Raw genomic sequence first — 25,173 nt, 5'->3', positions numbered from 1 at the left:
ATGGAATGACTGTTCCTGGGGTAGTCGCGGCAGGGCCTTAGGATTCAGGCTGTGCCCCAGACCTCGAAGGAAGACCACTACGCGAGTGCCGCGCTACGTCACCACAACGACGCGGTCTACCTGCACGACGACGGCCGACTCCCCAACGCGGACCATCATTTTGGCTTCGCTGTGGAATGTGCCTTGAAGAGCCTCATGCTGCGGTACACCCAGGTATCGGTGGCCCCGGTTAAGCAGGGCGGTCAGCCGACCAAGAAGCCGTACATCCCACAGCAGAGCGGCAAACAGAAATACATCGAGCATCTCCCGGAAGCGTGGTCCGACACGGGAGACGTAATATCCGATGCGACACTCTTGCTTCGTGGACGCACTGGGAGCACTCTGTCCGCAATCCTGGCGGGGTCGGCACCGTTCGCCACGTGGAGTGTGCATGACCGCTACAGTGATGGATCCTCGGTCGTCGAGGCTGATGTGCGAGCCCGTCGTGCGGCATCCGAACGGATTCTCGGCCTGCACGAGCAGGCTCTCATAGCCGGAGTGCTCACGTGACCTTCCCGCCAGATCCAGTCCGCTTTGACGAGGCGCGACCTCGCGCGCTCACTGTCGCTCTTGACACGGCCGCATCAGGCGTCGATGTCCTGCTGGTGCGGGACATCTTCGGCCGGCTCTCCCTGCTTCTGGATGACCGGTCCACCAAAGTCGCCACAGCCAAGACCGATGCCTGGCGTGAGCGATTCACCAGCACCCTGGGCCGGTATGCGGCAGATCGACCCCTACTCCTCGCTTCTAGCCTCTTCCAGCCAGACGCTTACTTCGCTTCTGCCCGCGCAGTCGCTGAACTCGGCTATGTCCCCGAAGTCGGTCAAGGCAGCATCCGCTGGCTCGACAACACTGTCGTCGGCGGGGACTGGGCACGGGTGAGCACCCCGGAAGTGGAATTGGGAGGGGTGCGCACCGCGCGTACCGCGCTCTATGGTTTCAAAGGTGGCGTGGGCCGTTCCACCGCGACTTTCATGCTGGCCAAGCATCTTGCCAGGCAAGGAAACTGCGTCCTCGTCGTCGACCTTGACCTCGAGTCTCCCGGTGCGGGACCGCTGCTCGTCGCTGAGGATCAGCTACCTCAGTACGGAATCATCGACCAGTTGGTGGAGTCGGCGCTGGGCAACGAAGAAGGCCTTGACCTCGTGGCCCAGGCCACGCATTTCCAGCTCCAGAACAATGGAGAGCTGTGGGTGGCACCTGCCCGGGGGTGCGGGGCACCTGGCGTCGAGTATGCCTATGTCGACAAGCTCAACCGTGTCTATGCCGATGTGCCCGGACACGGCCAGGGCGACTTCGCGGACCGGCTGGAGGCCGCAGTCCACGCCTGCGAAGCCGCAGTAGCCAGAGAGAGCCGTCGCCCCGACGTTGTGCTGCTCGACAGTCGAGCGGGCATCCATGACATCGCCGCTGTCGCGATCTCGCGCCTCTGCGACCTTGCCCTGCTCTTTGGCAGTGACAATGGCCAGACCTGGGCGGGGTATCGCGATCTCTTCAAAGCGTGGCTCTCCTCGGGCCAGGCGCCCGTGATCCGTGAGAAGCTGCGGATGGTTGCCTCGATGGTCCCGGATGCCGATCGTCCTGGCTATCTGGAGATTTTTCAGGATCATGCTTGGGAATGCTTCTCTGTCCTCTATGACGACCTTGTCGACGGCGATACGGGGTTCAATCCCAGTCCGGAGGATGATTCGGCACCACACTCTCCCATTCCCATCCTTTTCTCTGCTGAGCTAGTCGGCCTCGATGCCGTCGCTACACCAGGCTGGGACGAGCGGGCCTTCGTTCGAGCCGCGTACGATTCCTTTCTGGAGACCACCACCAACCTGATGATCGAAGGACCGAGATGACCGCCCTGTTCGAAGCTGAGGACTACCGGAACCTGCTGGTATCCGCACTCCCTCCCGCGCAGGACGCGGACACGGTCGAACCGACCCTTTTCAACCTCTTCACTCCGGACTCGCATCGTCTTGCGCTTCACGTCGACACTACTGTGGTGCGAGGCGGGCGCGGGGTGGGTAAGACCTTCTGGTGTCGTTCCCTGCTGGACGACCAGCTACGGGATGTCGCTGCGGAGGAGTACCGTATCGAGCGGCTTCGGAACCTGAAGGTTTCACCTGGTTACAGTGCGATATTGAATCCCGATCTGTACCCGGGAGCAGGTGAGCTGGCCAGTCTTGTGGACAGCGGCGTGCGTGCCTACGACCTTTGGAATGCCGTGCTTCTTGTAGCGCTAGGGCAGCCTGAACTCCACGGGGAGATGGACTGGGAGGACCGCATCGCCTGGGTGCAGTCCAATCCGGGAGCGCGGGATCGGACTGTTGCCCGGGCCGACAAGCAGGCTCAAGCGGATAAGATTACGCACTTGGTGCTCTTCGATGCGCTGGAACACCTTCATCTGGTCCGGGTTCAAGCGGACCGACTTGTCGCAGGAATTCTTCAGCTGGCTCTGGAGATGCGGTTGAGCACTAAGAACATTCGATGCAAAATTTTCATTCGCCCCGACATGTTCGACGGAGCGCTTCTCCACTTCCCCGACGCATCGAAACTGACGTCGAACGCCGCCAGTCTTCAGTGGACGACTACTAATCTGTACGGATTGTTCTTCCATTATCTTGGCAATCATGAAAGCGTTGAGTCTGCGAGCTTCCGGTCTACGACCGGCAACTGGACAGAGCATGCCGGACGGAATCTTCTCCCCTCCACGCTTCTTGGTGACGAGCAGATCCAGGCTTCTGTATTCAGTAAGTTGGCCGGCCCGTACATGGGGGCAAATTACCGGAAGGGAATCACGTACACCTGGTTGCCCAACCACCTCATGGATGGTGTTGAACAGGTGAGCCCTCGCAGCTTTCTCAATGCTCTGAACATGGCTGTGGACGAGACGCGAGGGAAATATGCGAGCCATCCATACGCCATTTATCACGAAGGCATCCGAAAGGGCGTCCAATCGGCTTCGCAGACTCGCGTCAATGAGATCCGCGAGGACATGCCATGGGTGCGAACGGTCATCGAACCACTGGCGGGCCAGCAAGTGCCGATTGATCAGAAGCTTGTGTTGGACCTCTGGCAGGGGTCGAATCTGACGGCCACCCTGGGCAGGGAGGCCGATCGGGCGAATACGGGTGGGGATGAGGCGAAGGTCCGGACCGGACCGCGGTACGCGGATGACTACCTGCGTCTGATCGACGAACTAATGGCACTTGGCGTGATGCGCCGCCGTAAGGACGGCCGGATCGACCTTCCAGACGTGTACCGGATCGCCTTCTCGATCGGCCGCAAGGGCGGGGTGCCTAAAGTCCAGTCGTAGGCGGTTGCTTTCTTGGATTCCGGTCCGCCTGGGGCCGGGCAGGAGTGAGTGACTGCCCCATTGCGCGCGCCAGCCTCAGGCGCTCTCGCCGATGTGCCAGTACAAGGAATGGCACGGGAGACCTCGACGCCTCGGCGATGGCCGTGACGCTCCGCTTTGGCATGCCAGGACGGGCTATCGTCGGCTTGTCGTCGCCCACCACGGACAGGCGTCCACTGTGGTTGCCCTTGGCGGGCCGCAGTGCCCGGTTCTTCCAAGGTCTTCTTCCGGATGTCTTCCAGTTCCACCTTGGCGAACACGATGTCTCCTGCCCTGTTCAGGGCGTACACCCACCCCCTGGAGCGGTCGGCACGGGCAGGCGTGTTCAACTGGCTATGGAGTTCCTGGCCAACAGTCGAGCACATGACATAGCCCAGCTGGTTGCTGCACCTGGTATCGCTTCGGACGCCACGGAGACTTCCTCACCTTCGCCCGCGACGGCTACAAGCTGTACCGGGGCGAGGCACGCGGACCTGAGGTCCCCGAGAAGGCTGTCGGCCTGCTGGCGCGCGGCGCGAGTGCTCTGCGCCTGCCGGAGAGTCCGGATTGTGCGACTGGCGGGCAGCGAAGATCACGAACGATCTCGACAATCACGAGCCTCGTAGAGGTCTCGGCCGACGCTCGCCACCACTCGCCCGGCCGCACCATGGCCCGGTACGGGCACCGCCGCGCGGAGGGGGCGAAGACGACTGCCTTTAGCGCCAGCCGGATCGGCCAGCCTCTCATCCCTGGTCTGCCAGGAAACTCTCTGGGCCGTTGGCCGGATGGTTGGACACTCCACTGCCCTGAAAGCAAAAGACCCCAGATCAACTGGGGTCTTGCGCTGGTGTCCGAGGGGGGACTTGAACCCCCACGCCCGATAAAGGGCACTAGCACCTCAAGCTAGCGCGTCTGCCATTCCGCCACCCGGACAAGGTGTCTGCCGCCTGGCCCGTGGCCTTGGCGACGTGGAAAACAATAGCAAACATTCGGGGGTGCGGATCACGCCCCCGTCCCGGCCCCGGGCGCGGGGCGGTCGGCCTTGGGGTCGGGGGGCGGGCGCGGGAGGATGGGTGGGGACCACCAGCAGCGACAGTGGGAGGAATCAGCGTGAGCGAGTCGAATGCGGCCCGTACCGTCTCGGGCGAGGACGAGGTCGTCGACCTCTGCCGTGAGCTGATCCGGATCGACACCAGCAACTACGGGGACCACTCGGGACCGGGGGAGCGCGGGGCGGCGGAGTACATCGCCGAGAAGCTCGCGGAGGTCGGTCTGGAGCCGAGGATCATCGAGTCCCACAAGGGGCGCGCCTCCACCGTCGCCCGGATCGAGGGGGAGGACCCGAGCAGGCCGGCGCTGCTCATCCACGGCCACACCGACGTCGTGCCGGCCAACGCCGAGGACTGGACGCACCACCCCTTCTCCGGCGAGATCGCCGACGGCTGCGTCTGGGGCCGGGGCGCGGTGGACATGAAGGACATGGACGCGATGACGCTCGCCGTCGTACGGGACCGGCTGCGCGGCGGACGCAAGCCCCCGCGCGACATCGTGCTCGCCTTCCTCGCCGACGAGGAGGCGGGCGGCACCTACGGCGCGCGCTACCTGGTCGACAAGCACCCGGATCTCTTCGAGGGCGTCACCGAGGCCATCGGCGAGGTCGGCGGATTCTCCTTCACCGTCAACGAGAATCTGCGGCTCTATCTGGTCGAGACCGCGCAGAAGGGCATGCACTGGATGCGGCTCACCGTGGACGGCACCGCCGGGCACGGCTCGATGACCAACAACGACAACGCCATCACCGAGCTGTGCGAGGCCGTCGGCCGGCTCGGCCGCCACACCTGGCCGGTGCGGATGACCAAGACCGTACGGTCCTTCCTGGACGAGCTGTCCGACGCGCTGGGCACCCCGCTCGACCCGGAGGACATGGAGGCCACCCTCGCCAAGCTCGGCGGGATCGCCAAGATGATCGGCGCGACCCTGCGCAACTCCGCCGCGCCCACCATGCTCGGGGCCGGGTACAAGGTCAATGTCATCCCCGGCCAGGCCACCGCCCATGTCGACGGGCGCTTTCTGCCCGGGTACGAGGAGGAGTTCCTCACCGATCTCGACCGGCTGCTCGGCCCCCGGGTGCGGCGCGAGGACGTCCACGGCGACAAGGCGCTGGAGACCAGCTTCGACGGCGACCTGGTGGACGCCATGCAGACCGCGCTGCGGGCCGAGGACCCCATCGCCCGGGCCGTCCCGTACATGCTCTCCGGCGGCACCGACGCCAAGTCCTTCGACGACCTCGGCATCCGCTGCTTCGGCTTCGCCCCGCTGAAGCTCCCCCCGGAGCTGGACTTCGCCGGGATGTTCCACGGCGTGGACGAGCGGGTGCCCGTCGACGGCCTGAAGTTCGGGGTGCGGGTGCTCGACCGGTTCATCGACCAGGCCTGAACCGGACCGGAAGCACCGGACCGGAAGTAATCGATGATCCGTACGCCCCTGACTGGAAAGAGTGAAAGGTGGAGCGGGCTCGTAGCCCCGCTCCGGCCTCCTCGTTACAGGTGATGCGGTCCGCGGCTGGGATCGCTTTGCCAACAAGGAGGAACAATGATCAAGAAGGTCGTCGCCGCTGCGGCTGCCACGGGTGGTCTGCTGCTCGCCGGTGCGGGTGTGGCCATGGCTGACGCCGGCGCCCAGGGTGCCGCTGTCGGCTCCCCCGGCGTGATCTCCGGCAACGCCGTCCAGGTGCCCGTTCACATCCCGGTGAACGTGTGCGGAAACACGATCGACGTGGTCGGGCTGCTGAACCCTGCCTTCGGCAACACTTGCGTCAACTCTTGATGTGGTGACTCAACCCATCGGGGTTTGGGTTTGAACCCGGGCGGTCCCGTGAGCGCGTGTACACGCACTCACGGGACCGCCCGGCTTTCCGCTCCCGGGCACCGCGCCCGGAGGTATTCCTGAAAGAAAAAAGGCAGGGAAGCTACCTATGCGACAGGTCACTCGCAAGGGCCTGATCACCATGGCGGCGGCGGGCGGCGCGCTCGCGCTGGGCGGCGGTTACGCCCATGCCGGCGCCGAGGCGTACGGAGGTGCGTCCAACTCACCGGGCGTCGCGTCCGGGAACTCGGTCCAGGTGCCCGTCAGCGTGCCCGTCAACGCGTGCGGCAACTCCGTCAACGCGATCGCGCTGCTGAACCCCTCGTTCGGCAATAATTGCGCCAATGTCGACAACAGCCCCGGGCCGGTCCAGCCGGCCAAGCCGGGCGGCGGCGACACCGCGGGCCCGCAGCCGGGCGGATCCCCCTCCGGGGGCGTCCAGGCCGGCGGCGGTTCGCACGCGGGCGGCGGCACCCACAACTCTCCCGGCGTCGCCTCCGGCAACAATGTCCAGGCCCCGATCGACGTCCCGGTGAACGCCTGCGGGAACAGCGTCAACCTCGGCGGACTGCTGAACCCCACCTTCGGCAACGACTGCGCCAATGTCTCCGAGGCGAACCCGCCCGGAAAGCCCGCGCAGCCGGGCAAGCCCACTCCGCCCGTCGAGCCCACCACCCCGGGCAACCCGCCCCCCGTCACCCCGCCGGGGCTTCCGGGCGAGCCGCCCACCACCCGCCCGAGCAGCCCCGGCGACCCCGGGGTGCACGGGCGTACCACCACCAACGCCCACAAGGCGAACAGCTCCCGGATCGTGGAGCAGCCCAGGGACGTACAGCTCGCGCAGACCGGAGCCGACTCGCTCGGCCTGATCATCCCGGTCGGCGCGGGCATGATGCTGGCCGGAGCGGTGCTCTACCGCCGCGCCCGCGTCCGCGCCTGAGCGCACCCGGCGTTCCGACGGAGTGGGCCCCGCGATCCCGCGGGGCCCACTCCGTGCTGTTCACCAGGTGGCGCGCACCTGGCGGATGATCCGCCGGCGCAGCCGCACCCTGCGGCTGCCGTCCCGGCGCAGGCTCAGTCGGTCCAACTCCCAGTGTCCGTACTCGGCATGATCGGTCAAAAGACGCGTCGCGTCCTTGCGGGAGACCCCGCGCGGCACATACACATCCACAAATTCGTATTCCGGCATCGCATCTATTGTGCGGGCACCTGCCCGGTACGGATAGCGTCTGCACTATGTCTGATGTCGCGCCGCCCACCGCTGACGAGGTACGTGCCGCCGCCGAGGCGGTCAAAGCCGCACTGGACCGCCACCTCGTGGCGGTCGAGAACCGCACTGGAGAGGACGACCCGGCCGTCTACGACGCCTTCAACGCCCTGGCCGTCGCGGCGGAGGCGTACGACGAGCGCCTCTACGACCGCTATGACGAGGTCACCCCCTTCGAGATCCCGGGGGCCGACGAACCTCTGCCGGCCTATGCGGGCCCCGACGAGCCGAACGCCCTCAGCGTGCTGATCCGGCGTGATTACGCGGTGGTGGAGCCGGCCCGGCTGCTCTCGCAGGCGCGGCGCATCGCCGACCTCGACCCCGACGAGGACGTCCCCGAGCGCTCCCGGGCCGCGGGCACCAGCGTCCACGCGGCGCTCGGCCTGGTCTTCGGCGAGTACGAACCCGACGAGATCGCCTCCCGCCACAAGGAGTTCGGGCTGGAGGAGGGCGACTCCACTCTCTGGGTGTCGGCCCTGGACGAACTCGCCGAGCCGGGCGAGTGGCTGAGCACCCCCTTCGAGGCGGCCGACCCGCAGGGGATCGTGATCCGCTTCGACGTCAGCTCCGTCTTCGACGAGGACGAGCACGACGAGCTGGGCGAGGACATCGAGGACCTCGACGAGACGGAGCGCTGACACCCGCCGGTGCCGCGCCCGTACGCCGGGGCCGCCGCCTCCGGGACCGGTTCAACGGTCCCGGAGGCGGCCCCCCACGAGGCGGCCCCCGCCCCCCGGCGGGCCCCGCCCCCGCCCGCGGGGCCCCCCCCCTCGGGCCCGGTTCCACCGCCCCCGGAGCCGGCGCCTCCCGGCGCTCTCCGTCACTCGGAGGCGCCGGCGAGCAGCCCTTCCAGGAGGGGCCGCAGCCTGGTCGTGCGCTCCTGGGCGCCGATCTCCGCCACGGCACGCGGCAGCGCCTGATCCACTCCGTGCACCACGGACAGATGGCGCTCGCCCCGGCTGAACGCGGTGTACACCCAGGGGCGGCTGAGCCCCCGCGCCGCGTCCCCCGGCAGCACCACGACCGCCGCCGGCCAGCGCATCCCCGCCGCCTGGTGCGCCGTCAGCGCCCAGCCGTGCCGCAGCGCCGACTCCACCCGGGCCCTGGGCACCGTCACCGGCTCGCCCTCGCAGTCCAGCCGCAGCCCCTCGGCGTCCGCCGAGACGACCGTGCCGGGCCGGGTGCGGCCCGGTGCCGCCGTGTAGGCCACGCGGTCGCCCGGGTCGAAGCCGCCGAACCGGCCGGGGCCGGGGTTCAGCCGCTGCTTCAGCGCCGCGTTGAGCGCGCGGGTGCCCGCGGAGCCGCCGTGGCCCACCGTGATCACCTGGGTCTGCTCGGCGGGCACCCCGATCGCCCGGGGCACCGAGTCGGCGACGAGCTGCACCGTACGGTGGACGGCTTCGCCCGCGTCGCGCACGGGCACGATAACGATCTCCTTGCCGGGGGCCGCCACCTGGTTCAGCTCGCCGACGCCGATCCCCGACACCAGCTCGCCGATCGGGCCGGGGTCCGGGGTCCTGGAGACGACACCGGGGCAGACCCGGGCCGCCAGCAGATCGCCGAAGACCCGGCCGGCCCCCGCCGAGCCCAGCTGGCCGGGATCGCCGCTGAGCACCAGCCTGCTGCCGTCGGGCAGCGACTCCACCAGCATCGCGGCGCTCTCCACATCGAGCAGCGGCGCGTCCAGCACCACCAGCAGATCCAGCGCGAGCGCGCCGTCGCCGTCCCGGCCCGGGCCCTCGCCGCCGGAGAGCAGCCCGGCCACGGTCACCGCCGCCGGTCCGGCGGCCCGGCGGCCGCGCTCGCTGTGGACCGCGACCACCGCGCGCAGCCCGAGCGCCCCGGCGGCCCCGGCCAGCGCCACGGGCTCGGCCCGCGCGGCCTCACCGCCGATGTGGGTCACCAGACCGCTCGCCGCGACCGCGCGGACCAGCTCGCCGTCCTCGGCGGCCTCCCAGCGGGCGTCCGCCCCCGATCTGGCGAGCCTCGCGAGGCCGTCCGCGAGGCTCTCCTCGGCCAGCGCGTACCGGTCGAGCCCCAGCAGCACCGGGGCGGGCGCGGCGGCCTCCACGGGCCCCTCCGTGCCCTCGTCCGGAGCCTGCGAAGCCTCCTCCTGGGCCTCCTGGGCCTCCGGGGCGTCCACCAGCTCCTCGGCGTCCTCCTGGAACACCAGCACGGCCCCGTCGGCGATCGCCCGCTCCAGGGCCGACCCGGGATCGGGTACCGACCGCTCGGCCAGCCCGCCGCGCACGACGGCCGAGTCCAGCGCTGTGTGCCCGAGCAGGGCCGCGCCCTCCAACTGCCAGGTGACCAGGGCCGCTGCCCGCCGCTCGTCGTCGGGCCCGCACGCGCCGCCGAGCAGGGCGCGGGCGAATCCGTCGGCCTGCTCGGGCCGGACGCCGGGCACGGACAGCAGCCGCCAGGGGTCCTCGCGCAGCGCGTCCGCGGCCTGCTCGCCGAGCACCTCGGCCGCCCGGACCGCGAAGCCCTCGGGCGCGCCGCCCTCGGCGAGCACCCGCCGGACGGCCGCGACGGTCTCCGGCGCGCCGCCCGGCGCGGCCGCCCGCTCGGGGGCCCGGGGCGCGGTCTCCCGGGCGGGCGGGGACACGACCGCCGCCGAGGGCCTCGGGGCGGGCGCGGGGGAGTCGTAGAAGGCGCTGCCGGGCTTCGCGCCGCTCTCCACGGCCCGTACCGCCGCGAGCAGATCGGCGGCCCGGCCGCTCAGCTTGGTCCCGCTCTCGATGGGGCCTTCCTTCTCGGCCTTCCGCCGCTCGATCCGCTCCCGCAGCTCCCGCTGCGCGGCGATCTCCGCCTCGGCCTCGGTCGGCTTCCCGGCCTCCGCCTCCGCCTCCGCCTCCGCAGCCTCGCCGTCGGTCGCGATCTCGGGAGCCGCCCCGTCGGAGGTCTCCTGGCCGGGAGTCTCCTCGGGGCCCTCGACCTCCTCGGTCTCACGGTCGACAGCGGCCGGGGGTTCGGGGTTCGGCCCCCGGGAAGACGCGGTCACAGCGTGCTCCAGTCCTGATCGGGATAGCGGTGCACGGGCGCGGACACATCGTCCAGCGCCCGGCAGATCTCGTCTGGAAGCGTAAGCGCCTCCACTGACAGCGCGGCCATCAGCTGCTGCGCGTTGCGCGCGCCGACGATCGGCGCGACCACCCCGGGCCGGTCCCGCACCCAGGCCAGCGCCACATGGAGCGCGGTCGTCGCCAGCCCGTCGGCCGCCGTCAGCACCGCGTCCACGATGCCGTCCGCCATCTCGTCGAGATACGGCTCCACGAACGGCCCCAGCAGCTCGGACGCGCCCCGCGAGCCGGAGGGCGTCCCGTGCCGGTACTTGCCGGTGAGCACCCCCCGGCCCAGCGGGGAGGACGGCAGCAGCCCGATGCCCAGATCGAGGGCGGCCGGCAGCACTTCCCGCTCCACGCCCCGCTGAAGCAGCGAGTACTCCATCTGTGTGCTGGCCAGCCGGGTCCGCACCCCGGGGACTGCCAGCTGCCAGGTCGCCGCCTTGGCCAGCTGCCAGCCGCAGAAGTTCGACACCCCCGCGTACCGGGCCCGGCCGCTGCTCACCGCGATGTCGAGCGCCTGGAGCGTCTCGTCCAGCGGGGTGAGCGGGTCGAAGGCGTGCACCTGCCACAGATCCACGTAGTCAGTCCCCAGCCGGGCCAGCGAGTGGTCCAGCGAGGCGAGCAGATGGCCGCGCGAGCCGTCGAAGCGTCTCTCGGGGTCGGGCACACTGCCCGCCTTGGTCGCTATCACCAGATCCCGCCGGGGGACCAGCCGCTCCACCAGCCGGCCCAGCAGATATTCCGCGTCCCCGCCCCCGTACACATCCGCGGTGTCGACGAGCGTCCCGCCCGCCTCCCAGAACGCTTTGAGCTGATCCGCCGCGTCGTGCTCGTCGGTGTCCCGGCCCCAGGTCAGGGTGCCGAGTCCGATGCGGGACACGCGCAGGCCGGTGCGGCCGAGATGCCTCTGCTCCATGACCGGTGAGATTACTGGCCGACGACCCGGGCCGAGAGGGCCTGTGGACAACCCCGCGCGGCACAGGGCCCCTGACGGATCGCCGCCCCGCGCGCTAGAGTCCCCCGAACACAGACGTTACTGATCAGTAAGAGGGAGCGTTTATGCGGCTCGGCATCAACCTCGGCTACTGGGGCGCGGGCATGGACGGCGACAATCTCGCGGTCGCCCAGGAGGCCGACAGGCTCGGCTACGACGTCTGCTGGGCGGCGGAGGCGTACGGCTCCGACGCTCCCACCGTGCTGAGCTGGGTCGCCGCCCAGACCGAGCGGATCGACGTCGGCTCCGCGATCCTCCAGATCCCGGCCCGTCAGCCCGCGATGACCGCGATGACCGCCGCCACCCTCGACTCCCTCTCCGGCGGCCGCTTCCGCCTCGGCCTCGGCGTTTCGGGCCCCCAGGTCTCCGAGGGCTGGTACGGGGTCAAGTTCGACAAGCCGCTCGCCCGCACCCGGGAGTACGTCGAGATCGTCCGCCGGGCCATGAGCCGCGAGCGCCTCTCCCACCAGGGCGAGCACTGGACGCTCCCGCTGCCCGACGGCCCCGGCAAGCCGCTGCGGCTCACCGTCCACCCCACCCGGGAGCACATCCCCCTCTACATCGCCGCGATCGGCCCCAAGAATCTGGAGCAGACCGGCGAGATCGCGGACGGCGCGCTGCTGATCTTCTCCGCCGCCGAACATCTGGAGTCCACCGCGATCAGCCATCTCCGCGCGGGCCGCGAGAAGGCCGGGAAGACCATGGAGGGCTTCGACGTCTGTCCCACCCTGCCGCTCGCGGTCGGCGAGGACATCGACGCGCTGGCCGACGCCTTCCGCCCGTACACCGCCCTCTACGTCGGCGGCATGGGCAGCCGGAAGCAGAACTTCTACAACCAGCTCGCCCGGCGCATGGGATACGAGAAGGAGGCCGCCGAGATCCAGGACAAGTACCTGGCGGGCGACAAGGCGGGCGCGGCGGCGGCGATCCCCGCCCGGCTGATCGACTCCACCACCCTCCTCGGCCCAGTGGAGCGGATCGCCGACCGGATGCAGGCCTACGCGGCGGCCGGGGTCACCACCCTCACCCTCGCCCCCGCCGGTCTCACCCTCCAGGACCGGATCGCCGCCCTGCGCGCCGGCGTCGAGGCCCTGGACCGCGCCCGGCTGGCCTGAACCCTTCGGACGGCCGGGCGGGCGAAGACCCCCCGGCCGGGCCCGAAGTCAGCCATTCGGCGGAGTTTGAGGACCTCAGCTGTTGCCCGCACCCGGCCCTCGCGCCGACGCTTGCCCTGGGAAGTCTCAGGAGGTGGCAGTCATGCTCTCGGCCCGCGGTCTTTTCCAGGAAATCATCGACGACGACTCGGCCTTCCAGCTCTTCTGCTCCATCGCCGCCAGCGGTGAGGCCCAGGGCGGCTGGGAGAACGGCCGGATAGCCGCCCTGGTGCCCGAGAGCATGAGCGCCCTCGCGCCCAGGATCACCCGGCACGGCACGGACGAGGACAAACACGGCCGGATCTTCAACGGACTCCTCAGAAGGCGCGGCCTCGACCCCGTCCCGGTCCCGCCGGAGACCGACTACACCATGCTCCTGGAGCGCCGGGGCATCGGCCTCACCCATGCCAAGCTGCGCCGCGACGAACCCCTCACCGAGCGGGACATCCTCGTCTACCTCTCCCACAGCCGGGTCACCGAGCAGCGCGCGGCCGACCAGATGGACATGCTGGTCGGGTTCTTCGGCGAGCACCCCGAGGTCGGCAACGCCATCAGGATCATCAGCCGCGACGAGGAGAACCACCTCGCCTACTGCCACGAGGAGCTCCTCGGCCTCGCCGCCGCCGGCCACGGCCGCGCCATCCAGCGGGTGCTGCGCGAGAGCGCGCTCGCCGAGATCGAGGTCTACCGCGAGGTGAGCCTCGCCGTGATGGGGCACATGGGCCGGCTGCTGCGCTGGCCCCGGCCGAAGTCCGCCGCCCTCGCTGCGGGTGTCCGGGGGATGTACGCGTACGAGCGGATCGGCGGCTGGCACCGGATGGTCCGGCTCGCCATGCCGGAGCTGCGCGGGGCCCTCGACGGGCCGCCCACCCCCGCTCCCGCCTTCTGAACCCCCGGGCCTTCTGCCCCCGGCCTACATCCAGCCCCGGCGCTTGAAGAGCCGGTACAGGCTGTAGACCGCGACCGCCATCACCAGCAGCACGGTGGGGTAGCCGCCCACCCACCCCAGCTCCGGCATGTGCGCGAAATTCATCCCGTAGATCCCCGCGACCAGGGTGGGTACGGCCGCCATCGCCGCCCACGCCGAGATCTTGCGCATGTCGTCGTTCTGCCGGACGCCCTGCTGGGCCAGATGCGCGGCCAGAATGTCCGACAACAGCCGGTCCAACCCCTCCACCTGTTCGTTCGCCCGGGTCAGATGGTCGCTGACATCGCGGAAGAATGGCTGGGAATGCTCGTGGACGAACGGCACCGCCGCGCTCGCCAGCCGGGACATCGGACCCGCCAGCGGCCCGGTCGCCCGCCGGAACTCCAGCACCTGCCGCTTAAACGTGTAGATCCGCGCGGCCGTCCCCGGGCCCGACTGACCCGTGCCGCCCCCCGGGTCAAAGACGGCGGCCTCCATCTCCTCCAGGTCCACCTGAAGCTCCCCGGCGACCTCGATGTAGTGGTCCACCACCGCGTCGCTGACCGCGTACAGCACCGCCGTCGGCCCGTGCGCCAGTACGTCGGGCTCGGACTCCAGCCGCTTCCGCACGTCCGACAGGGCCGCGCCCTCGCCGTGCCGGACCGTCACCACGAACGAGTCGCCGATGAAAAGCATCAGCTCACCGGTGGTGACGGTGTCGCTCCTGGGCTCGTACACCACCGGCTTCAGGACCACGAAGAGCGAGTCGTCGTACACCTCCAGCTTGGGCCGCTGATGGGCCCGCAGCGCGTCCTCCACCGCCAGCGGATGGAGCCCGAACTCCGTCCTGACGAGGCCGAACTCCTCCTCGGTCGGCTCATGCATCCCGACCCACAGAAAAGCGTCACCGCTCGCCCTGGCCAGGTCGAGCGCGTCGGAGAGGTCGCCGGGCCCCTCGGTGCGACGCCCGTCGCGATAGATGGCGCAGTCCACGATCACAGCGCGCATTCTCCCGCGCGCACCGCCCCACCGCACTTCGGACTGCCCTGGCAAGATCCAAAGGGGAGGCCCTAGGCTTGCGGTCATGGCCACGCTGATTCTCGTACGCCACGGACGCTCGACCGCCAACACGGCCGGACTGCTCGCCGGCTGGACCCCGGGAGTCCATCTCGACGAGCGCGGGGCCGCCCAGGCCGCCTCGCTGCCCGCACGGCTCGCCGATGTGCCGATCGCCGCAGTGGTCAGCAGCCCGCTGGAGCGCTGCCTTCAGACCCTGCGGCCGCTGCTGGACGCCCGGCCCGGGCTGGAGCCGCACACCGACGAGCGGATCGGCGAGTGCCACTACGGCGACTGGTCGGGCCGCAAGCTGGCGGAGCTGGCCGGGGAACCGCTGATGGAGGTCGTTCAGCAGCACCCCTCGGCGGCGGCCTTCCCCGGCGGCGAGTCGATGCGGGCGATGCAGGCCCGCGCGGTGGACGCGGTGCGCGAGTGGAACGACCGGGTCGACGCCGAGCACGGCGAGGACGCGGTGTATCTGATGTGCTCGCACGGCGACATCATCAAGTCGCTCGTCGCGGACGCGCTCGGCATGCACCTCGATCTCTTCCAGCGGATCCATGTGGAACCGTGCTCCGTGACCGCGATCCGCTACACCCGCACCCGCCCGTTCCTGCTGCGCCTCGGCGACACCGGTGAGCTGGGCGACCTCGCGCCGCGCGGCGGCGGGGAGCGGGCCGCGGAGGGCGACGCGGTCGTGGGAGGCGGCGCGGGCGCACCGTGATCGCCGGGCGCAGTAGGGTGGACGCGCCGAAAGACCACCGGCCCGCACGGGCCGTCCGCTGAATTTTGAGGGAGAGAGCGTGTCCCGTCAGGTGTTCCTCTACGACCCCCCGGACCGGTTCGTCGCCGGCACGGTCGGGCTCCCTGGACGCCGTACGTTCTTCCTCCAGGCGTCGGCGGGAGGGCGCGTCACCAGCGTGGCGCTGGAGAAGACCCAGGTCGCGGCGCTCGCCGAGCGTATCGATGAACTGCTGGACGAAGTCGTGCGCCGTACCGGGGGCAATGCCCCGGTGCCCGCCGTCGCCCCCGCCGATGTCGCGGACACCGCGCCGCTGGACTCCCCCGTCGAGGAGGAGTTCCGGGTCGGCACGATGGCCCTGGCCTGGGACGGCGAGGAACAACGCATGATCGTCGAGGCGCAGGCGCTGGTCGAGCTGGACGCCGGCTCGGACGAGGAGCTGGCCGACGCCGAGGAGCGACTGCTCCAGGACGAGGAGAACGGCCCGCCGATGCTCCGCGTCCGGCTCACCGGGGCACAGGCCAGATCCTTCGCCAAGCGCGCCCTGGACGTGGTGAACGCCGGCCGGGCGCCCTGCCCGCTGTGCAGCCTGCCGCTCGATCCGGAAGGACACGTATGCCCGCGCCAGAACGGATACCGACGGGGAGCGTGACCTCGCTGGATCTGCTCGCCAAGGGCGAACTGGCCGTGCGCGGCCAGGTCCGCGAGGCCTCCAACGCGGTGTTGTTCTGCTCCGTCTCGTACGAGGGCGCCGAGGCCTCCTGCGTCTACAAGCCGGTCTCCGGGGAGCGCCCCCTGTGGGACTTCCCGGACGGGACGCTGGCCCAGCGCGAGGTCGCGGCGTACGAGGTCTCCGAGGCGCTGGGCTGGCACCTGGTGCCGCCCACCGTCCTGCGGGAGGGACCGTACGGCCGGGGCATGGTCCAGCTCTGGATCGAGGCGGACCCCGCCGCCTCCCTGCTGGCCCTCGTGGACGAGGAGAAGCCGGCGGACGGCTGGAAGGCGGTCGGCCTCGCGGAGGTCGGCGAGGGGCGCACGGCGCTGCTGGTCCACGCCGACGACACCCGGCTGCGCAGGCTCGCGGTGCTCGACGCGGTGATCAACAACGGTGACCGCAAGGGCGGGCATCTGCTGCCCGCGCCGGACGGGACGCTGTACGCGATCGACCACGGCGTCACCTTCAATGTGGACGACAAGCTGCGCACACTGCTCTGGGGTTGGGCGGGGGAGCCCCTGCCCGCGGAGGCGCTGGACGCGCTGGAGGGCCTGTCCGGCGCGCTGGCGGACGGAGCGGCGCTGGGCGCCCGGCTGGGGGAGCTGCTGACCCCGGCGGAGGTGGACGCGGTACGGGCCAGAGTGGCCGCCCTGCGGGCCTCCGGCACCCATCCGACCCCCTCGGGCCAGTGGCCCGCGATCCCCTGGCCGCCTGTCTGATCCACCGGCGTCCCGCCCAGGGGTCTCGGTGCGGAGTGTTGCGTTCCGTGGCCCCGGGCGGACATGAGTTACCCCCTGAGAGTGCCTATCCAGCCAATTCGGCTTGATCTGGTTAGTGAACGGATCAGTTGTCCGGTTACGCTCAAGGCATGCATGCCTGGCCCGCTTCTGAGGTCCCCGCCCTGCCTGGCAAGGGCCGCGACCTCCGGATCCACGACACAGCGACCGGTGGGTTCCTGACCCTCGATCCCGGTCCCGTCGCCCGTATCTATGTCTGCGGCATCACGCCGTACGACGCGACCCACATCGGTCACGCGGCGACCTACAACGCGTTCGACCTCGTTCAGCGCGTGTGGCTCGACACCAAGCGGCAGGTTCACTACGTCCAAAACGTCACCGACGTCGACGACCCGCTCCTGGAGCGCGCCATCCGCGACGGGCACGACTGGACCCGGCTCGCCGAGCGCGAGACCGCCCTCTTCCGCGAGGACATGACGGCGCTGCGGATGCTGCCGCCGCGCCACTACATCGGTGCCGTCGAAGCCATACCCGGCATCGTGCCGCTCGTCGAGCGGCTGCTGGACGCCGGCGCCGCCTACGAACTCGAAGGCGACATCTACTTCTCCGTCGAGGCGGACCCCCACTTCGGCGAGGTCTCCCACCTCGACGCCGAGGCGATGCGGCTGCTCTCCGCCGAGCGCGGCGGGGACCCGGACCGGTCCGGCAAGAAGAACCCGCTCGACCCGATGCTGTGGATGGCCGCCCGCGAGGGCGAACCGAACTGGGACGGCGGCCGTCTCGGCCGGGGCCGCCCCGGCTGGCACATCGAGTGCGTGGCCATCGCCCTGGACCACCTCGGCATGGGCTTCGACATCCAGGGCGGCGGCTCCGACCTCGTCTTCCCGCACCATGAGATGGGCGCTTCCCACGCCCAGGCCCTCACCGGCGAGCACCCCTTCGCGCGGGCTTACGTCCACGCCGGGATGGTCGCGCTCGACGGCGAGAAGATGTCGAAGTCCAAGGGCAATCTGGTCTTCGTCTCCGCGCTGCGCCGCGAGGGCGTGGACCCGGCCGCCATCAGGCTCGCCCTCCTCTCCCACCACTACCGCTCCGACTGGGAGTGGACCGACCAGGTGCTCCGGGACGCCGTGGCCCGGCTGGACCACTGGCGCGCGGCGGTCTCACGGCCCGACGGGCCGTCCGCCGACGACCTGGTCGAGGAGATCCGCGAGGCCCTCTCCAACGACCTCGACGCCCCCTCCGCACTGGCCGCCGTCGACCGCTGGGCGGCACGCCAGCACGCCGCGGGCGGTACGGACGAGGGCGCGCCCGGACTGGTCTCCCGTACGGTCGACGCCCTGCTCGGGGTCGCGCTGTAGCACCCGGAGCGAGTACGGCGGAAGGGGCGGGGTCCGCATCGGACCCCGCCCCTTCCGCTCGCACCGTCCTCAGACCTGCGGGGGATCCCCGTCGTCCTCGTCGGCGCTCTTGCTCTTGCGTTTGCGTCTGACCGGCTTCGGCTTGGACTCCGCTTCCACTTCCGCTTCCGGTTCCGGTTCCGTTTGCGATTCCGGTTTCTGTTCCTGCTGAGGCTTCGGTTCGGTCTCCGGGGACTCGGCGGTCTCCGGGGACTGCTCCGAACGCGGCGGCTTCGACGGCCGGTTCAGCCCGCCGGCGGGATCCCGCAGATACGCCCCGCCCTCCCCGCCTTCGGGCCCAGTACCGGGTCCGGGTCCGGGACCGCCGTCCCGCCGCCGCAGATACCGCTCGAACTCCCGGGCGATCGCCTCCCCGGAGGCCTCCGGCAGCTCGGCCGTGTCCCGCGCCTCCTCCAGCGTCTGGACGTACTCCGCCACCTCGCCGTCCTCGGCCGCCAGTTGATCGACGCCCAGCTGCCAGGCCCTGGCGTCCTCGGGCAGCTCGCCCAGCGGGATCCGCAGACCGATCAGATCCTCCAGCCGGTTCAGCAGCGCCAGCGTCGCCTTGGGATTGGGCGGCTGCGACACATAGTGCGGCACCGCCGCCCACAGGCTCACCGCCGGCACCCCCGCGTGCGTGCACGCCTCCTGCAAGATCCCGACGATCCCGGTGGGCCCCTCGTACCGCGTCTCCTCCAGGTCCATAGTCCTGGCCAGATCCGGGTCCGAGGTGATGCCGCTCACCGGCACCGGCCGGGTGTGCGGGGTGTCCCCCAGCAGCGCGCCCAGGATCACCACCATCTCCACCCCCAGCTCATGGGCGAATCCGAGGATCTCGTTGCAGAACGAACGCCAGCGCATGGACGGCTCTATGCCCCGCACCAACACCAGGTCACGCGGCTTCTCGCCGCCGATCCGGACCACGGACAGCCGGGTCGTGGGCCAGGTGATCTTCCGTACTCCGCCGTCCAGCCACACCGTGGGCCGATTGACCTGGAAGTCGTAGTAGTCCTCGGCATCCAGTGCCGCGAACACCTCGCCCTTCCACTCCCGGTCCAGATGCGCGACCGCTGTGGAGGCGGCGTCGCCGGCGTCGTTCCAGCCCTCGAACGCGGCCACCATGACCGGGTCGATCAGCTCGGGTACCCCCTCGAGCTCGATCACCCAGTGCCTCCTTCCGACGTGCCTCTCGTACGGCCCCAACCTTACGGCTTGCGGGGTCTGTCGCCGCAGCCCTCTTGCACGGGCGGGTGAACCTTGGCCAAGACCCGCCAAGACGCGCCCGATCCGCCTCAGCTACCCATCCGCCTGCTGATTCATCCGGGCGGTGACCGGCGAATCTTCCACACGGCCCGCGGCGCGGCCCGCCCCCCGGGCGATCTTCCGCCCGCCGCGAACGGCGAGTGGGGCGGCCCCCGACCGGGAGCCGCCCCACACCTTCCGTCACTTCAGTCCGGTTCCGGTTCGCCCTACGACCGGTCGCCGAGCAGATCCGTGACCTTGCCCCGGATCTCGTCCGTGGCCAGGCCCCGGATCGTCAGCGTCGTACGCCGGCGCAGCACATCGTCGGCCGTCTCGGCCCACTCGTGGTCACGCGCGTACACCACCTGCGCCCAGATCTCCGGCGCGTCCGGGTGGATCCGCTCGGCCAGCGCCGGGTCGTCGTTGGCCAGCCGCGCGATGTCGAAGGAGAGCGAGCCGTAGTGGGTCGCCAGGTGGCGCGCGGTGTCCGCCGCCATCCGGGGCCCCGGCGTACCGCCGTCGACCAGCAGCCGGTGCGCCACCGCGTTCGGGTTGGCTATGCCGGGCAGCGGCAGCTTCTTCGGCAGCCGCGAGATCGGCTCCATGTCCTCCGCCAGAGGCTGCCCGGGCAGCGCGGCGAGCTTGTTCATCACCGTACGACCGATGTGGCGGAACGTCGTCCACTTGCCGCCGGCCACCGACAGCATTCCGCCGGAGCCCTCCGAGACCACCGTCTCCCGCTTGGCCTTCGAGGTGTCGCCGGGACCGCCCGGCAGCACCCGCAGACCCGCGAAGGAGTAGGTGATCAGATCGCGCGACAGCTGCTGGTCGCGGATCGAGAACGCGGCCTCGTCCAGGATCTGGGCGGTGTCCTTCTCATTGACCGAGACATCGGCCGGGTCGCCCTCGAACTCCTCGTCCGTGGTGCCCAGGAGCAGCATGTCCTCCCAGGGCAGGGCGAAGGTGATGCGGTACTTGTCGATCGGGGTCGCCAGCGCGGCCTTCCACGGCGAGGTGCGCTTGAGCACCAGGTGCGCGCCCTTGGAGAGCCGGATCGACGGAGCGGCGTTCGGGTCCTCCATCCGGCGCAGGTGATCCACCCACGGGCCGGTGGCGTTCAGCACCAGCCGGGCGCTCACCCCGAACTCCGTGCCGTCCAGACGGTCCTTCAGCTCCGCGCCCGTGACCCGGCCCTTGGTGAACCGCAGCCCGGTCACCTCGGCGTGGTTGAGCACGGTCGCGCCCGCCTCGACGGCCGCGCGGACCGTCATCAGCGCCATGCGCGAGTCGTTCATCTGGTCGTCCCCGTAGACGGCGACGGCCTTCAGACCCTCGGTCCGCAGCTCGGGAACGTCACGCTGCGCCTTGGCGGCGCTGATGACATGGCCGACGCCGTCGCCGAAGGCGGAGAGCGCGGAGTACGCGAAGACTCCCGCGCCCAGCTTCGCCGCGCCGTGCGGTCCGCCCTTGTAGACCGGCAGATAGAAGGTCAGCGGGTTGGCGAGGTGGGGGGCCACCTCGCGGGAGACCGCGCGGCGCTCGAAGTGGTTCTCCGCCACCAGCTTCACCGCGCCGGTCTGCAAGTACCGCAGACCGCCGTGGAGCAGCTTGGAGGAGGCGGAGGAGGTGGCGCCGGCGAAGTCGCCGGCGTCCACCAGGGCCACCCGCAGCCCGGACTGGGCCGCATGCCAGGCGGTGGAGATGCCCAGGATGCCGCCGCCGATCACCAGGAGGTCGTACGTCGCCCTGGAGAGCTGCTCCCGTGTCTCGGCACGGCTCGGGAGGGAGCCGGCTGCCGGGTGCGCTCCGAGGGACGGAACGCTCTGCGGGGTGGTCATGTCTTACTCCTCTTCCTCAAGCCAGCCCATGGACCGCTCGACGGCCTTGAGCCAGTTCTTGTACTCGCGTTCGCGCTGCTCGGCGTCCATACGAGGGGTCCATTCGGCGGCCCTGCGCCAGTTGGCGCGCAGTGCGTCGGTGTCCGGCCAGAAACCGACGGCCAGACCTGCGGCGTACGCCGCGCCGAGGCAGGTGGTCTCGGCGACCATCGGACGCACCACGGGCGCGTCCAGGAAGTCCGAGAGGGTCTGCATCAGCAGATTGTTGGAGGTCATCCCGCCGTCGACCTTGAGCGCGGTCAGCTCGACGCCGGAGTCCTTCGTCATGGCGTCGGTGATCTCGCGGGTCTGCCAGGCGGTGGCCTCAAGCACGGCGCGCGCGATGTGCGCCTTGGTGACATAGCGGGTGAGACCGGCGATCACACCGCGGGCGTCGGAGCGCCAGTACGGGGCGAAGAGGCCGGAGAAGGCGGGTACGAAGTACGCGCCGCCGTTGTCCTCGACCGACAGGGCCAGGGTCTCGATCTCGGCCGCGGAGTTGATCAGGCCCATCTGGTCGCGCATCCACTGCACCAGCGAACCGGTGACCGCGATCGAGCCCTCCAGGGCGTACACGGCCTTCTGGTCGCCGATGCGGTAGCCGACGGTGGTCAGCAGGCCGTTGTACGAGTTGACCGGGGTCTCACCGGTGTTCATCAGCATGAACGTGCCGGTGCCGTACGTCGACTTCGCCTCGCCCTCGGCGAAACAGGTCTGGCCGAAGAGCGCCGCCTGCTGGTCGCCGAGCGCCGAGGCGACGGGGATGCCGTCGAGGATGCCGCCCTTGGCGAGGCCGTACACCTCGGAGGAGGAGCGGATCTCGGGCAGCACCGCGGCCGGGATCTCCATGGAAGCGAGGATCTTGTCGTCCCACTTCATGGTGTAGAGGTTCATCAGCATGGTGCGCGAGGCGTTGGTGACGTCGGTGACGTGCACCCCGCCCTCGGTTCCGCCGGTCAGATTCCAGATGACCCAGGAGTCCATGGTGCCGAAGAGGATCTCGCCGCGCTCGGCGCGCTCGCGCAGGCCCTCGACGTTGTCGAGCAGCCAGCGGACCTTGGGGCCGGAGAAGTAGCTGGCCAGCGGCAGCCCGGTCTCGCGGCGGAAGCGGTCCTGGCCGACATTGCGGCCCAGCTCCTTGCAGAGCGCGTCGGTGCGGGTGTCCTGCCAGACGATGGCGTTGTGGACGGGCTCACCGGTCTTCTTGTCCCAGAGCAGAGTGGTCTCGCGCTGGTTGGTGATGCCGATCGCCTTGACGTCGGCCGAGGTGATGCCCGCCTTGTCGAGCGCGCCGGCGACGACTTCCTGGACATTCGTCCAGATCTCGACGGCGTTGTGCTCGACCCAGCCGGGCTTGGGGAAGATCTGCTCGTGCTCCTTCTGGTGGACGGAGACGATCCGGCCGTCCTTGTCGAAGACGATGCAGCGGCTGGAGGTGGTGCCCTGGTCGATGGCCGCGATGAACGGGCCATGCCCGTGGGACGAGGTTCCGGTGGTGTGTGGATCGGTCACGGTGTGCTCCTGCTCAGTACGGTGGGGATACGGCTGTACCTGTACGGCGTACGTATACGGCGTGCGTTCACGGGTCAGGCGAACGCGAGGTTGTAGATACCCGCGGCGAGCGCTCCGCCGGCCAGCGGACCGGCGATCGGGATCCAGGCGTAGCCCCAGTCGGAGCCGCCCTTGTTGGGCAGCGGCAGCAGGGCGTGAACGATACGGGGGCCCAGGTCACGGGCCGGGTTGATGGCGTAGCCGGTCGGGCCGCCCAGGGAGAGGCCGATACCGACCACGACGAAGGCGGTGATCAGTCCGCCGAGGATGCTCAGGCCCTTGCCCTCGTCGTTGAGGCCCTGGGTGAGCACGGCGAGCACGAGCACCGTGGTGCCCAGGATCTCGGTGGCCAGGTTCTGCCAGACCACGCGGATCTCGGGGCCGGTGGCGAAGATGCCGAGGACCGGGCCGGCCTTGCTGCCGTTGTGCGGGCCCTCGATCGGCTTCTCGGCCTGGTCGCCGATGATCTCGGGATCGGTGAGATGCGACCGGAACTGGCCGTAGTAGGCGACCCAGGCCAGGGTGGCGCCGAGCATCGCGCCGAGCAGCTGGCCGGCGAGGTAGACGCCGAAGTTGTCCCAGACCCCGTCCTTGATGGCGATGCCGAGGGTGACGGCGGGGTTGAGATGGGCGCCGGAGAGCGGGCCGCTGATGTAGACGGCGGTCATCACCGCGAAGCCCCAGGCCAGGGTGATGGCGAGGAAGCCGGCGCCGCGCGCCTTGGAATTCTTGAGGGTGACGGCGGCGACCACGCCACCGCCGAGCAGGATCAGAACAGCCGTTCCGATGATCTCGCCGATAAAGATGTCGGAGCTGGACACCGCGACTCCTTTGTCCTTCGTCCAGGGGAAGGCGAACCCCGGTCACTCCCGGGGTTCGCGCCCTCAGGTGAGGGCGTTGTCGGCCCTTGGCGCTTGTCACACTCTAACGGGTATCGCCGGTAGTTGTTCGACAATGCCGACCGATGAACGGCAGTTTTGTCCCTGGCCAACTTGACGTCAAGGGTCGTATGCCCCCAAAGCCCGATCGTTATCGATGATGCGCCCGTGCGCGCGGGGCCGCACGGTGCGCGGCACGGGCGGGGCCGCGCCGGGCCGGCCGGGGCCGCCGGGGCCGCAGGGGCGGCGCGGGCGGGCATGCGGAGGCGTCCGGCTTGCCGGAGGGGGTCCGGAGGGGGTGCGGAGGGGGTGCGCGTCGGAGGCGTCGGGGGCGGGGGTGCCGGGCGGAGGCGGTCGGCGGGGCGTCCGCCGGGTCAGAACCGGCCCGCGCCGAGATCGCGGGAGACCGAGCGGGCGCACTCGCGCACGGCCGCCACCAGCTCGGACCGCAGCTCCCGGCCCTCGCAGACCCGCTCCACGCCACCGGTGATGGCGACCGCCCCCACGGGCATCCGCCGCCGGTCGTGGATGGGCGCGGCGACCGCCGCCACCCCCTCCCAGGTCTCCTCCACATCGGCCGCCCACCCGCGCGCGCGGGTGAGGTCGAGCACCGCCTCGAACTCCGCCGGATCCGTCACCGTCCGGGAGGTGAAGGCCTCCCGCTCGGCCTCCAGGGCCTCGGTGTGCGCCACCGGGTCGTAGGCCGCCAGCACCTTGCCCAGCGCCGTGGAGTGCAGCGGCTGCATGGCCCCCACCTCCAGCACCTGGCGGCTGTCGTCGGGGCGGAAGACATGGTGGACGATGAGCACGCCGTGCTGGTGGGCCACGCCCACATGGACGCTCTCGCCGCTGGAGCGGGCCAGGTCGTCCGTCCAGACCAGGGCGCGGGCGCGCAGCTCGTGGACGTCCAGATAGCCGGTGCCCAGCCGCAGCAGCTCCGCCCCCAGCTGATAGCGGCCGGAGGCCGGGTCCTGCTCGACGAAGCCCTCGGCCTGGAGTGTGCGCAGAATGCCGTGGGCCGTCCCCTTGGCCAGTTCCAGCGAGGAGGCGATGTCCGAAAGACCCAGCCGGCGCTCCCCGCCCGCGAGCAGACGCAGCATCGCCGCAGCGCGCTCCAGTGACTGGATGCTCTTCGCCATCGGATCGGCCCTCTCCCACTGCTGTTCGACAATGCTGAACACTATCGGTCGATGTCGACCTAGGTGAGTGTGGAGCGAGTATCTCGTGGCAGACGGGTTCACAGAAGCCCCCCGGCCAACTTGGTCCGTCCCGTGGAACACCCACGACTCCGCGAGCCCCCTGCGGTTACCCTGACTCCGTGCGCCTTCTCACCGGAAGCCGCAAAGCCGACAGCCG

At 70.2% G+C, this 25,173-nt stretch carries 22 protein-coding genes and 1 tRNA gene; 13 read left to right on the top strand and 10 right to left on the bottom strand.

Features of this window, described 5'->3' with window-relative positions:
- The first annotated feature begins 51 nt into the window (after positions 1-51).
- Genes IE247_RS19515 through IE247_RS19505 form a run of 3 tightly spaced genes read left to right on the top strand, consistent with a single transcriptional unit; the run spans position 52 to position 3,346 of the window.
- Positions 52-549 carry a hypothetical protein gene (locus tag IE247_RS19515; RefSeq protein WP_190124461.1) on the top strand — a complete coding sequence of 166 codons (498 nt, stop codon included), beginning with the start codon at positions 52-54 and terminating at the stop codon, positions 547-549.
- Positions 546-1,886, top strand: coding sequence for a KGGVGR-motif variant AAA ATPase (locus IE247_RS19510; protein WP_190124460.1), 1,341 nt, complete (start codon positions 546-548; stop codon positions 1,884-1,886). Before IE247_RS19515 ends, IE247_RS19510 begins: the two co-directional genes overlap by 4 nt.
- Positions 1,883-3,346 (top strand): hypothetical protein, encoded by a 1,464-nt coding sequence (locus IE247_RS19505; RefSeq protein ID WP_190124459.1) that lies wholly within the window; start codon positions 1,883-1,885, stop codon positions 3,344-3,346. The genes IE247_RS19510 and IE247_RS19505 overlap by 4 nt, the downstream gene beginning before the upstream one ends.
- An 863-nt stretch (positions 3,347-4,209) precedes the next feature.
- Here IE247_RS19505 and IE247_RS19500 read toward each other — a convergent pair.
- A tRNA-Leu gene (locus IE247_RS19500) sits at positions 4,210-4,297 on the bottom strand.
- A 177-nt stretch (positions 4,298-4,474) separates the two neighbouring features.
- Here IE247_RS19500 and IE247_RS19495 point away from each other — a divergent pair.
- The 3 genes from IE247_RS19495 to IE247_RS34890 all read left to right on the top strand — a co-directional run bounded on the left by IE247_RS19495 (position 4,475) and on the right by IE247_RS34890 (position 7,169).
- Positions 4,475-5,800, top strand: a complete 1,326-nt coding sequence (locus IE247_RS19495; RefSeq protein WP_190124458.1) for a M20/M25/M40 family metallo-hydrolase — start codon at positions 4,475-4,477, stop codon at positions 5,798-5,800.
- Positions 5,801-5,956: 156 nt separating this feature from the next.
- Positions 5,957-6,190, top strand: a complete 234-nt coding sequence (locus IE247_RS19490) for a chaplin (protein ID WP_190124457.1) — start codon at positions 5,957-5,959, stop codon at positions 6,188-6,190.
- A gap of 148 nt (positions 6,191-6,338) precedes the next feature.
- A complete protein-coding gene (locus tag IE247_RS34890; protein ID WP_190124456.1) occupies positions 6,339-7,169 on the top strand; it encodes a chaplin in 831 nt (276 codons plus the stop codon).
- Positions 7,170-7,229: 60 nt separating this feature from the next.
- On the opposite strand, the gene IE247_RS19480 is transcribed toward IE247_RS34890, so the two are convergent.
- On the bottom strand, positions 7,230-7,418 hold the full coding sequence (locus IE247_RS19480; protein ID WP_111666225.1) for a DUF5703 family protein: 189 nt from the start codon (positions 7,416-7,418) through the stop codon (positions 7,230-7,232).
- Between the two features lie 47 nt (positions 7,419-7,465).
- Between IE247_RS19480 and IE247_RS19475 the strand changes: the two genes are divergently transcribed.
- A complete protein-coding gene (locus IE247_RS19475) occupies positions 7,466-8,134 on the top strand; it encodes a hypothetical protein (protein WP_190124455.1) in 669 nt (222 codons plus the stop codon).
- A gap of 182 nt (positions 8,135-8,316) precedes the next feature.
- Here IE247_RS19475 and IE247_RS19470 read toward each other — a convergent pair whose 3' ends face one another.
- Entirely contained in the window at positions 8,317-10,500 is a 2,184-nt protein-coding gene (locus tag IE247_RS19470) for a helix-hairpin-helix domain-containing protein (protein WP_190124454.1), read from the bottom strand.
- The gene (locus tag IE247_RS19465) at positions 10,497-11,480 is read right to left on the bottom strand and encodes an aldo/keto reductase (protein WP_190124453.1); all 984 of its coding nucleotides are present in this window, start codon (positions 11,478-11,480) and stop codon (positions 10,497-10,499) included. The genes IE247_RS19470 and IE247_RS19465 overlap by 4 nt, the downstream gene beginning before the upstream one ends.
- Positions 11,481-11,623: 143 nt before the next feature.
- Here IE247_RS19465 and IE247_RS19460 point away from each other — a divergent pair, with 143 nt between their 5' ends.
- On the top strand, positions 11,624-12,673 hold the full coding sequence (locus IE247_RS19460) for an LLM class F420-dependent oxidoreductase (RefSeq protein ID WP_190124452.1): 1,050 nt from the start codon (positions 11,624-11,626) through the stop codon (positions 12,671-12,673).
- A 142-nt stretch (positions 12,674-12,815) separates the two neighbouring features.
- Positions 12,816-13,601 (top strand): ferritin-like domain-containing protein, encoded by a 786-nt coding sequence (locus IE247_RS19455; protein ID WP_190124451.1) that lies wholly within the window; start codon positions 12,816-12,818, stop codon positions 13,599-13,601.
- Between the two features lie 24 nt (positions 13,602-13,625).
- Here IE247_RS19455 and IE247_RS19450 read toward each other — a convergent pair whose 3' ends face one another.
- Positions 13,626-14,627 (bottom strand): magnesium and cobalt transport protein CorA, encoded by a 1,002-nt coding sequence (locus IE247_RS19450; protein ID WP_190124450.1) that lies wholly within the window; start codon positions 14,625-14,627, stop codon positions 13,626-13,628.
- Positions 14,628-14,703: 76 nt separating this feature from the next.
- On the opposite strand from IE247_RS19450, the gene IE247_RS19445 reads away from it, so the two are divergent.
- The 4 genes from IE247_RS19445 (at position 14,704) to mshC (ending at position 18,230) form a co-directional block, all read left to right on the top strand.
- Positions 14,704-15,399 (top strand): histidine phosphatase family protein, encoded by a 696-nt coding sequence (locus IE247_RS19445; RefSeq protein ID WP_190124449.1) that lies wholly within the window; start codon positions 14,704-14,706, stop codon positions 15,397-15,399.
- A 79-nt stretch (positions 15,400-15,478) separates the two neighbouring features.
- The gene (locus tag IE247_RS19440) at positions 15,479-16,069 is read left to right on the top strand and encodes a DUF3090 domain-containing protein (protein ID WP_190124448.1); all 591 of its coding nucleotides are present in this window, start codon (positions 15,479-15,481) and stop codon (positions 16,067-16,069) included.
- Positions 16,033-16,851 (top strand): SCO1664 family protein, encoded by an 819-nt coding sequence (locus IE247_RS19435; RefSeq protein WP_190124447.1) that lies wholly within the window; start codon positions 16,033-16,035, stop codon positions 16,849-16,851. Before IE247_RS19440 ends, IE247_RS19435 begins: the two co-directional genes overlap by 37 nt.
- Before the next feature lie 149 nt (positions 16,852-17,000).
- Positions 17,001-18,230, top strand: a complete 1,230-nt coding sequence (gene mshC / locus IE247_RS19430) for a cysteine--1-D-myo-inosityl 2-amino-2-deoxy-alpha-D-glucopyranoside ligase (protein WP_190124446.1) — start codon at positions 17,001-17,003, stop codon at positions 18,228-18,230.
- A 69-nt stretch (positions 18,231-18,299) separates the two neighbouring features.
- Here mshC and IE247_RS19425 read toward each other — a convergent pair whose 3' ends face one another.
- The 5 genes from IE247_RS19425 to IE247_RS19405 all read right to left on the bottom strand — a co-directional run bounded on the left by IE247_RS19425 (position 18,300) and on the right by IE247_RS19405 (position 24,956).
- Entirely contained in the window at positions 18,300-19,433 is a 1,134-nt protein-coding gene (locus IE247_RS19425; protein WP_229869227.1) for a PAC2 family protein, read from the bottom strand.
- A gap of 305 nt (positions 19,434-19,738) precedes the next feature.
- A complete protein-coding gene (locus IE247_RS19420; RefSeq protein WP_190124445.1) occupies positions 19,739-21,349 on the bottom strand; it encodes a glycerol-3-phosphate dehydrogenase/oxidase in 1,611 nt (536 codons plus the stop codon).
- Between the two features lie 3 nt (positions 21,350-21,352).
- Positions 21,353-22,900, bottom strand: a complete 1,548-nt coding sequence (glpK, locus tag IE247_RS19415; RefSeq protein WP_190124444.1) for a glycerol kinase GlpK — start codon at positions 22,898-22,900, stop codon at positions 21,353-21,355.
- A 74-nt stretch (positions 22,901-22,974) separates the two neighbouring features.
- Positions 22,975-23,760, bottom strand: coding sequence for an MIP/aquaporin family protein (locus tag IE247_RS19410; RefSeq protein WP_190124443.1), 786 nt, complete (start codon positions 23,758-23,760; stop codon positions 22,975-22,977).
- 431 nt (positions 23,761-24,191) lie between these two features.
- A complete protein-coding gene (locus IE247_RS19405) occupies positions 24,192-24,956 on the bottom strand; it encodes an IclR family transcriptional regulator (protein WP_190124526.1) in 765 nt (254 codons plus the stop codon).
- Positions 24,957-25,173: the final 217 nt, after the last annotated feature.

This window comes from Streptomyces inusitatus (genome assembly GCF_014651115.1).
In the GTDB taxonomy this organism is placed as follows: Bacteria; Actinomycetota; Actinomycetes; order Streptomycetales; family Streptomycetaceae; genus Streptomyces; species Streptomyces amakusaensis.
This window is presented reverse-complemented; position numbering and strand designations above follow the sequence as displayed.